Source organism: Sphingomonas sp. DC1600-2, assembly GCF_049897605.1.
In the GTDB taxonomy this organism is placed as follows: domain Bacteria; phylum Pseudomonadota; class Alphaproteobacteria; order Sphingomonadales; family Sphingomonadaceae; genus Sphingomonas.
Genome location: NZ_JAFCWO010000028.1, coordinates 1 through 8,243 on the forward strand (window position 1 = coordinate 1; position 8,243 = coordinate 8,243).

Consider the following 8,243-nt stretch of genomic DNA (forward strand, 5'->3'; position numbering starts at 1 on the left):
ACCAAAACCACGAAAGGAAAAATCACCAGCTTGACCCAAAACCCGCTCTGCGGGACATACCTTCACCCGGGTCAATTCTCGATGGAAATACCGGGTCACTTCTCAGCGGAAATCTACAAATAGATCATGATCGCAAATCTCATGGCGCTCTCCGTCCGCGCACGCTGGACGGTCCTCGCATTGTTCCTCGTCATCGCCGGCCTCGGCGTGTGGCAGCTTTCCAAGCTGCCGATCGACGCGGTGCCCGACATCACTACCAAACAGGTTCAGATCAACACGATCGATCCGCGGCTGTCGCCGGTCGAAATCGAAAAGCTCGTCACCTATCCAGTCGAAATTGCGCTCGCAGGCATTCCCGGGCTAGAAACCACACGTTCGATCTCGCGCAACGGCTTCAGCCAGGTCAGTGCGATCTTCACCGACAGCACCGACCTCTATTTCGCGCGCCAGCAGGTCGGTGAGCGCCTGCGCCAAGCGGCCGAAAAATTGCCGGACGGTGTGCAGCCGCAGGTCGGGCCGGTCTCGACCGGCCTCGGCGAGATCGTCATGTATACGGTCGGCTACGCCAATCCGGACGGCAGGGGCGCGAAAAAGGTCGCCGGCCAACCCGGCTGGCAGCCTGACGGCAGCTATCTGACGCCCGAAGGCGAACGACTAACGGACGCGGTGGCCAAGGCGAGCTATCTGCGAACTGTCCAAGACTGGATCATCGGTCCGCAGCTTCGCTCGGTTAAGGGCGTTGCCGGCGTCGACTCGATCGGCGGCTTCGCTAAGACATTCGTGGTTGAGCCTGATCCGACGAAACTAGCCAGCTATGGCATCTCCTATAGTGAACTTGGCCAAGCTCTCGAGAACGCAAATCTCGCGGTGGGCGCGAACTACTACAACCGCGGTGGTGAAGCGTACCTTGTGCGCGTCGACTCCCGCGTGCGTACCGTTGACGAAATCCGCAACGCGGTCGCCGCTACGCGGGGCGGGACGCCGATCACGATCGGCCAGATCGCCAACGTTCGTGTTGGCGGTGACCTGCGTACCGGCGCTGGCAGCATGAACGGCCGCGAAGCGGTCATCGGCACGGTGCTGATGCTGATTGGACAGAACAGCCGGGTCGTGGCCGAACAGGCGACTACCAAGCTCGATCAGATAGCAAAGACGTTGCCGCCCGGCATCCAGGTTAAGGTGGTGCTGAACCGCGCGGCGCTGGTCGGGGCAACGGTGGCCACGGTCCAGCGCAACCTGACCGAAGGCGCGATCCTCGTCGCGGCGTCGCTGTTCCTGCTGCTCGGCAACTGGCGCGCCGCGGTGATCGCGACGCTGGTAATCCCGTTCTCGTTCCTGATGATGGCCATGGGAATGAACGCGTTCAACGTCCCCGGCAATTTGATGAGCCTGGGCGCGCTTGACTTTGGGCTGATCGTCGATGGCGCGGTCATCATCATCGAAAACTGCCTCGCCCGATTGGCGCATAGGCAAGAACATGAGGGAAGGCTGCTTTCGGTCAGGGAGCGGCTGGAGGAGACCATGCGGGCCGCGCAGGAGATGATCAAGCCGACCGTTTTTGGTCAGGCCATCATCCTCCTGGCATTTGCACCGCTGCTGACCTTCACCGGCACCGAAGGCAAGACGTTTTCGCCGATGGCGATCACGATCATGCTCGCGTTGGTGGCGGCGTTCGTGCTGGCGATCACGCTGGTTCCGGCGCTGGTCGCAATCCTGATCCGCGGCAAGGTCGCGGAGAAGGATGTGTGGCTGATCCGCAAGTCCAAAGAGCGCTACCTTCCACTGCTCGACAGGGCGATCGCCAAGCCGTGGCCGTTCATCATCGGCGGGCTTGCCTTCTTCCTGGCGGCGATCCCCGCCTTTGGACTGCTCGGTTCCGAGTTCATCCCCCAGCTCGACGAGAAAAATCTCGCCTTCGCGTCTACGCGCGTGCCCTCGGTCAGCCTCGAACAATCGCTGTTGATGGAACGCAAGGTCGAGGAGGCGGTGATAAAGGTGCCGGAAGTCGCGTTGATGTTCTCCAAGACGGGCATCGCGGAAGCCGCAACTGACCCGGCGCCGCCGAACGTCTCGGACGGGTTTGTGATCCTGAAGGAGAAGGAGGAATGGGCCAAGGGCACGACCAAGGCCGACATCGTTGCCAAGATCCAAAAGGCGACCGGCGGACTGCTCGGCAATCTTTATGAGGTCAGTCAGCCGATCCAGCTCCGTTTCAACGAGCTGATCGCGGGCGTCCGCGGCGACGTCGCGATCAAGATCTACGGCGACGATCTTGACAAGATGGCGCAGACCGCTGGCGAAATGGTGCGGGTGCTCCAGACGGTACCCGGCGCGGCGAGCGTCAAGGCCGAACAGGTCGGGGGCGCGCCAGCGCTCGACGTAAAGCTCAATCGCGCGGCGATCGCGCGGTACGGCCTGACCATCCGCGATGTCGCGGATACCGTTGCGGCTGGACTCGGCGGTCGTGAGTCCGGGCGTGTGTACGAGGGCGATCGGCGTTTTGATATCACCGTGCGTGTGCCAGATGCGACCCGTGCCAATCTCGACGACATCCGCTCGTTGCCGGTGCTGCTACCCGAGGTAGCGGGTCGTCCGCGTGGGCAGGTGCCACTGGCGCAAGTCGCGCAAATCCGGCTGACCGAGGGTCTGAACCAGATCAGCCGCGAGAACGGCAAGCGTCGCGTCGTTGTTCAGGTTAACCTGGGCGGTCGAGATGCCGGGTCGTTCGTACAGGAGGCGCAGGCAAAGATCGCGCAGATCAAGCTACCGGCCGGCTACTATCTTGAGTGGGGTGGCCAGTTCGAGAACCTGGCTGCAGCGTCCAAACGACTGTCGATCGTCGTTCCACTTTGCTTCCTGGCCATCTTCGGGCTCCTCTATATGGCGCTCGGCGGGTTCGGCAGGGCGGCATCGGTGTTCCTGGCGGTTCCACTGGGCCTCGCCGGCGGCGTGTTCACACTGGCGCTGACGGGCATCAACTTTTCGGTGTCGGCGGCGGTTGGGTTCATCTGCCTCGCCGGCGTGGCGGTGCTAAACGGGCTTGTCGTCATGACGGCGATCCGAGACCGGAGTGAAGGTGGACTGCCTATCGCGCAGGCGATTCGCGAAGGCATGGCCGAGAAGATGCGCGCGGTCATCATGACGGGGTTCGTGCCGGCGATCGGCTTCGTGCCGATGGCGCTCGCGCACGGTACCGGCGCTGAGGTCCAGAAGCCGCTTGCGACGGTCGTGATCGGCGGCCTGATTGCGGCAACTATCCTTACCTTGCTCGTGCTGCCGGCGCTCGCGAAAGTGATCCTCGGGCGAACCCAGGACCAAAAAGAACAAGAGGGTAGCACCCCGCACGACGAGGATCCTGCCCCTTTGATAGGAGAAGCGTGATGGGACAACCCGCTCGAAAATTGCTGCGGATCTACACAGACGAAGCGGCCTATATCGGCGATCGCAAGGTTTTCGAACATGTCGCCTCGCTGGCGCGCGATCGGAAGATGGCGGGTCTCACGGTGCTTGAGGCGCTGATCGGGTTTGGGGCGTCGTCGCACGTCCACCGCCGCCATGTGCTCGAAAGTGATCGAGCCGTGGTGATCGAGATCGTCGATTTTGAGGATGCGTTGCGCGCGTTCGTTGCCAGTCTGGATGATGTGCCTGACATCGGCCTCATCACTCTCGAAGCCGTAGAGGTCATCGGGGGCAAGGCCAGTAAAACGCTGGAAAGCCCTAGCCAATGAGGATCGGCCCGCACGCACCGGGGCCTGGTCCGTACCAGCCCCTGGCGTCCACGCAGCTCCCATCAATTTCCCGCTTAATCGGGGAGGAGGCCGCTTTTGCGCGGCCTCCGGTTCGGCCGTGTCGGGCCCCGACAGGACAGGCAGTCATGAAGGAAGAGACGAGTTTCGATTTCAACATGTCAGCGCTCCGCGTTTGGTCGCTGATCTCCGATCTAAGGAGCTTTGCACGATGGCACCCCGTATATCGCATCGCGGGCGAGGCCGAACGTGGTGCCGAAATCGATGTGACATGGCTCCTGTTCGGCGGCGATCGGAAAATGACGACGCAAATGATCATCAACCGGCTGACGAAACCCCAGCTCATCGGATGGCAGATGGGTGTGCGAGGTTTTCTCACCCTGGACGAACGCTACGAGATCGAGCCTATCGCGAACGGCGTCTGTGTTCACCATTCAGTCGAATGTCGGGGTATCGTCGGCGCCTTGGTCGGCCGCATGATGCGCAAGGGCCTGCGCCGGACCATGCGTCAGCAGGATGCGGCTTTTTTGGCCCTTCTGCGCCGTCAGTCCCGATTGCCGGGGCGATCCACGCGAAACCGCCCACGGCCGATTAAACCGCCCGCTGCTCGCAATGCCGCCAATGACTGACACGCTGTCGAACGCGGCGGACATTGGCTGATCGTCATTTGCTTCTTAAATCCAAAAGAAAGGGTGTCGTCATGGTAGAGAACAGAACCTCACAAGGTCTGTTGTGCCCGACTTGCAAGGTTGATCTCGTCATGAGCGAGCGCCAAGGCATCGAGATTGACTATTGCCCGCAATGTCGCGGGGTCTGGCTCGATCGCGGCGAACTCGACAAGATCATCGAGCGCAGCGCCGGCGGCGACATCGCGCCGCCGGCGAGCGGCGGTCGCGCCGGGATGTTCGACGATCGTGGCCATGGCGATCATGGCGGGAAGCACGGCGACGAGCGGGGCCATAAGGGTCGCCGCAAGGGCTTCCTGAGCGAATTGTTCGACTGAACTGCTGTGGATCGGCCGCCGCACAACGAGTCCTTCGGGTGTCCGTGTGAGAACGGCCCGCGCCATGGGCGTGCCCCCTGTAGCGCCCATGGCGATAGATCGTGGGAAGACAGGGAGATGACGGCTCGGCGACCTAGCAGCGGTCCGGTTCGATGGATCATCATCGCAACCGGGCTTGCCCTGGCGCCGGGCCTGCTCGGCTGCTCGCCATCTGCGAGCGACAGCGAGGCCAAAGCATCCCGTGATCGTCAGATGCCCGACTTCATTGGCGAGCATTTCTACGCATGTCCTGATGGTTCACGCCTCGATGTCGATTTTCTCGGCGATGGCCTGACCCTCGCTATAAAGACAAATCCGAACGCAGCCCCGATGCGAGTGACTTCGCCGGCAAGCGGGCTGACCTACGTCGGCCCAAATCTTAACGTGTCGATCTCAGGCGGCGACCTGATCACGCTCGAGCGCCCCGGCGCGCGCGCCATGACCTGCAAGAGGGCGCCCGCCTATCGAGATTCAGCGGACAAGGCAGCAAGCGGAAAAGCCGCGGGCTCGGCCGCATGATGCTGCTGCCGTCATTGTGGGAAGCCCTTTCCCATATCGTCAGCCTCGCGCTGGCGTATGCGCTAGCGCTTCCGGTTGGCTGGGACCGGGAGAAGGACGAACGCAGCGCTGGCATCCGAACCTTTCCGTTGGTCGCCATCGCCAGTTGCGGGTTCGTGCTTGTCGCTATCGCCATTCTCGGTCGCACGTCTCCTGCCCAAGCACGTCTGCTCGAAGGATTGATCACAGGCGTCGGGTTCATCGGCGGTGGCGCCATTTTGAAGCATGGCGGAAAGGCTTCCGGGACCGCTACCGCTGCAAGCCTATGGGCGACCGGAGCGCTGGGGGCCGCAGTCGGCTATGGTCTCTACGACATCGCGGCGGTTCTCAGCTTGACGACCTTCCTGACGTTGCGCTTTTCTCATCCGCTGAAGCGTGCCTCCCAAGATCACGTCGAGCCGGTTGACCGGCAATGAGGCACAATCGTCCCGCAGACACGCGCATGAAATGGCGAGTGCCGAAGAGTGGTGGGCAATCCGAGCCGGTGTCCGCGCTCCCGAGCGGCGACCGTCGTTCACGCTTGGTGCGCTGGGCTTCTCTGCTCGAACGCGATCCGCACCGGCTTATCGCGCTGCTGCGTCCGTCATGGGCAGCGGGCGACGACATCTCACCGATGGCCGCGAATCCAAGCGCCATCGAACTGGCTTGGGCCGACCCGGTTTTTCGCGTGACGGGTCTCACGGGACGCTCTCGGACTGACGTGAAATCGTTTTTCCGCCTTTCGGATACCGAGCTGGACCGGATCGCGTCCGGGTCTTGGCGCGTCCCGGTGCGCCCTGCCTGGCAGGTCGCGGCGCGAATACGAAACGTCGCCGATCCGCGCCGTGAAAAGCTGATCCTGGTTGGCGTCATCGTCACGATCGCCGGCGTCATCGGAGCTGCTCAATGGCTTTTATGAGTATCAGGATGTGCCCGGCGACACACATGACGCGATTTCGGATTGGAATCGCCGGCATATGCGTTGTGCTGACGTTATCGGGTTGTTCCGAACAGCCTCGCAAAGGGCCGCCGACCGAACAGGAAATCCACGCCGGCGACAGCGGGGATGCGAGCGGAACCCGCGGTCGTCACCCCTATCGGTGCGAGGACAATCGCCCGCTCCTCGTCGACTTCAAGGATGAGGGCTTGGCGCTCGAGCTGCGCCGCGATGCGAACGCGGCGCCGATCGTCCTGACCGCGCCGGCACCCGGCCTCCAATATGTCGGCGACACGATGAGCGCGACCTTCTCGGGCAGCGAAATCAAAATCGAGGAAGCGGACAAGCATCCGGTCCTGTGCAGGAAGGCAACGAGCTTGTGACCAATTCACCCGGCCCAGAGGGGCGCTGACGATGGCAGCGCTCAAATTCTCCTTGATCCCCATGATCGCGATCATGATCGGCGCGCTAGTCGCCGGATGGCGCACGCCCGGCGAGAAGCTGGTCGCGGCCATGCAGCACCTCGCGGCCGGCGTGGTGTTCGCCGCCGCTGCGACGGAGATCCTGCCGCTGGTGATGCACGGCAGTTCTCCGACCGCAACGTTGATCGGCGGAGCGCTGGGCGTCGCTGTGATGCTCGGCCTGAAGGCGGCGGAAAGCCGGTTCAGGGGGCCGGTCGCGCTGCTCGCCGCGATCGGTCTTGATCTGGCGATAGACGGCCTTGTTCTCGGCCTCGCCTTTATCGCCGGCGAGAAGGCGGGTTCTTTGCTGGCCGTCGCGCTGACCCTCGAAGTGCTGTTCCTGGCCCTGACCCTCACCAACGATCTGGCAGGCCGGTATCGCAAGATGAAAGCGATCGGCCTGACCTGCGCGCTGGCGGTGCTGGTGCCGATCGGCGCGCTGATCGCACAGCCGGTGGCGTTGCTGACGCCGATATGGATCACCGGCTTCCTGAGCTTCGGTCTTATGGCGCTACTCTATCTCGTCACCGAAGAGCTGCTGGTCGAAGCGCACGAGAAGCCGGACTCGCCGCTTATTAGCGCGATGTTCTTCGTCGGCTTCCTCGTCCTCCTGCTGATCGAGGAAATCATGGTATGACGGCTTCCCCGGATGGGCAGGTTTCAGTCGAGCGCCGCACGCTCTGGATCGTGCTGCTGCTCAACGTAGTGATCGCCGCGGGCTTCTTCGTGACCGGCCTGATCGGCGATTCCAGCGCGCTTATCGCCAATGGCGTCGACAACCTCTCCGACACCGCGGTCTATGCCCTCAGCCTGATTGCCCTGAGTCAGGGACGCGCTTGGAAGACGCGGGCTGCAACAGTGTCCGGCGTCATGCTGCTGATCTTCGCCGGCGGCATCCTGATTGACGTCGGCCGCCGCTATATCCAGGGCAGCGACCCGATCGGGCCGACAATGATGGTGATGTCGGCGATTGCCGGCGTCGTGAACTATATCTGTCTGCGACTGCTGCAACGGCTCAAGCAGCCCGATGTTAATCTACGCGCCGCGACCACGTTCAGCTTCAACGACTTCATCTCTAACGGCGGCATCCTGATTGCTGGGGCGTTGGTGCTCTGGCTGGGAACGAATTGGCCCGATCTACTGGTCGGCCTGGCTACCGCCCTTATCGCGATCAAGGGCGGCATCGAAATCCTGCGTGATGCGCGCGCAGAAACCAAGACCAACGCGGAGACGGCGTGATGACCGAAAAGCTCGAACTCGATATTCCCGTCCTTCTGCCCGAGGTTCCCGACGCGGTCGATGCCTGTGTCGGGCGCCTCGTCTCGACGTTGAGCGCCAAGCGCGGCGTCGAGCGCGCGCATGTCCTGCCCGCCGACGGCGATACGGCGGCAAAGCTCTGCATGTAGATTTCCGCTGAGAAGTGACCCGGTATTTCCATCGAGAATTGACCCGGGTGAAGGTATGTCCCGCAGAGCGGGTTTTGGGTCAAGCTGGTGATTTTTCCTTTCGTGGTTTTGGTG

The 8,243-nt window shown here is 62.5% G+C and carries 11 protein-coding genes; all 11 read left to right on the top strand.

Annotated elements, in window-relative coordinates; translation table 11 throughout:
• Nucleotides 1-126: 126 nt before the first annotated feature.
• The 11 genes from ACP7BL_RS17400 to ACP7BL_RS17450 all read left to right on the top strand — a co-directional run bounded on the left by ACP7BL_RS17400 (nucleotide 127) and on the right by ACP7BL_RS17450 (nucleotide 8,129).
• Complete coding sequence (locus ACP7BL_RS17400; RefSeq protein ID WP_126849020.1) at nucleotides 127-3,381, top strand: efflux RND transporter permease subunit; 3,255 nt, start codon at nucleotides 127-129, stop codon at nucleotides 3,379-3,381.
• Entirely contained in the window at nucleotides 3,381-3,728 is a 348-nt protein-coding gene (locus tag ACP7BL_RS17405; RefSeq protein ID WP_033963078.1) for a DUF190 domain-containing protein, read from the top strand. Before ACP7BL_RS17400 ends, ACP7BL_RS17405 begins: the two co-directional genes overlap by 1 nt.
• Before the next feature lie 146 nt (nucleotides 3,729-3,874).
• Nucleotides 3,875-4,375: an SRPBCC family protein gene (locus ACP7BL_RS17410; protein ID WP_010405572.1), complete on the top strand. Its 501-nt coding sequence runs from the start codon at nucleotides 3,875-3,877 to the stop codon at nucleotides 4,373-4,375.
• 131 nt (nucleotides 4,376-4,506) lie between these two features.
• Nucleotides 4,507-4,749, top strand: a complete 243-nt coding sequence (locus tag ACP7BL_RS17415; RefSeq protein WP_010405574.1) for a zf-TFIIB domain-containing protein — start codon at nucleotides 4,507-4,509, stop codon at nucleotides 4,747-4,749.
• A gap of 117 nt (nucleotides 4,750-4,866) precedes the next feature.
• The gene (locus ACP7BL_RS17420; protein ID WP_010405576.1) at nucleotides 4,867-5,307 is read left to right on the top strand and encodes a hypothetical protein; all 441 of its coding nucleotides are present in this window, start codon (nucleotides 4,867-4,869) and stop codon (nucleotides 5,305-5,307) included.
• Nucleotides 5,307-5,762, top strand: coding sequence for an MgtC/SapB family protein (locus tag ACP7BL_RS17425; RefSeq protein ID WP_010405579.1), 456 nt, complete (start codon nucleotides 5,307-5,309; stop codon nucleotides 5,760-5,762). The genes ACP7BL_RS17420 and ACP7BL_RS17425 overlap by 1 nt, the downstream gene beginning before the upstream one ends.
• Nucleotides 5,763-5,788: 26 nt before the next feature.
• Complete coding sequence (locus tag ACP7BL_RS17430) at nucleotides 5,789-6,244, top strand: hypothetical protein (protein ID WP_010405581.1); 456 nt, start codon at nucleotides 5,789-5,791, stop codon at nucleotides 6,242-6,244.
• Between the two features lie 65 nt (nucleotides 6,245-6,309).
• Entirely contained in the window at nucleotides 6,310-6,645 is a 336-nt protein-coding gene (locus ACP7BL_RS17435) for a hypothetical protein (RefSeq protein WP_231564852.1), read from the top strand.
• A gap of 31 nt (nucleotides 6,646-6,676) precedes the next feature.
• The gene (locus ACP7BL_RS17440) at nucleotides 6,677-7,360 is read left to right on the top strand and encodes a ZIP family metal transporter (RefSeq protein ID WP_010405583.1); all 684 of its coding nucleotides are present in this window, start codon (nucleotides 6,677-6,679) and stop codon (nucleotides 7,358-7,360) included.
• Complete coding sequence (locus ACP7BL_RS17445; protein WP_010405584.1) at nucleotides 7,357-7,962, top strand: cation diffusion facilitator family transporter; 606 nt, start codon at nucleotides 7,357-7,359, stop codon at nucleotides 7,960-7,962. Before ACP7BL_RS17440 ends, ACP7BL_RS17445 begins: the two co-directional genes overlap by 4 nt.
• Complete coding sequence (locus ACP7BL_RS17450; protein ID WP_426258904.1) at nucleotides 7,962-8,129, top strand: hypothetical protein; 168 nt, start codon at nucleotides 7,962-7,964, stop codon at nucleotides 8,127-8,129. The genes ACP7BL_RS17445 and ACP7BL_RS17450 overlap by 1 nt, the downstream gene beginning before the upstream one ends.
• Nucleotides 8,130-8,243 lie beyond the last annotated feature (114 nt).

Excerpts from the sequence above, each read along its gene's own strand:
- ACP7BL_RS17420 (WP_010405576.1), top strand. The coding sequence starts at position 4,867 with ATGACGGCTCGGCGACCTAGCAGCGGTCCGGTTCGATGGATCATCATC.
- ACP7BL_RS17410 (WP_010405572.1), top strand. The coding sequence starts at position 3,875 with ATGAAGGAAGAGACGAGTTTCGATTTCAACATGTCAGCGCTCCGCGTT.
- ACP7BL_RS17440 (WP_010405583.1), top strand. The coding sequence starts at position 6,677 with ATGGCAGCGCTCAAATTCTCCTTGATCCCCATGATCGCGATCATGATC.
- ACP7BL_RS17425 (WP_010405579.1), top strand. The coding sequence starts at position 5,307 with ATGCTGCTGCCGTCATTGTGGGAAGCCCTTTCCCATATCGTCAGCCTC.
- ACP7BL_RS17450 (WP_426258904.1), top strand. The coding sequence starts at position 7,962 with ATGACCGAAAAGCTCGAACTCGATATTCCCGTCCTTCTGCCCGAGGTT.
- ACP7BL_RS17415 (WP_010405574.1), top strand. The coding sequence starts at position 4,507 with ATGAGCGAGCGCCAAGGCATCGAGATTGACTATTGCCCGCAATGTCGC.
- ACP7BL_RS17400 (WP_126849020.1), top strand. The coding sequence starts at position 127 with ATGATCGCAAATCTCATGGCGCTCTCCGTCCGCGCACGCTGGACGGTC.
- ACP7BL_RS17445 (WP_010405584.1), top strand. The coding sequence starts at position 7,357 with ATGACGGCTTCCCCGGATGGGCAGGTTTCAGTCGAGCGCCGCACGCTC.
- ACP7BL_RS17430 (WP_010405581.1), top strand. The coding sequence starts at position 5,789 with ATGAAATGGCGAGTGCCGAAGAGTGGTGGGCAATCCGAGCCGGTGTCC.
- ACP7BL_RS17405 (WP_033963078.1), top strand. The coding sequence starts at position 3,381 with ATGGGACAACCCGCTCGAAAATTGCTGCGGATCTACACAGACGAAGCG.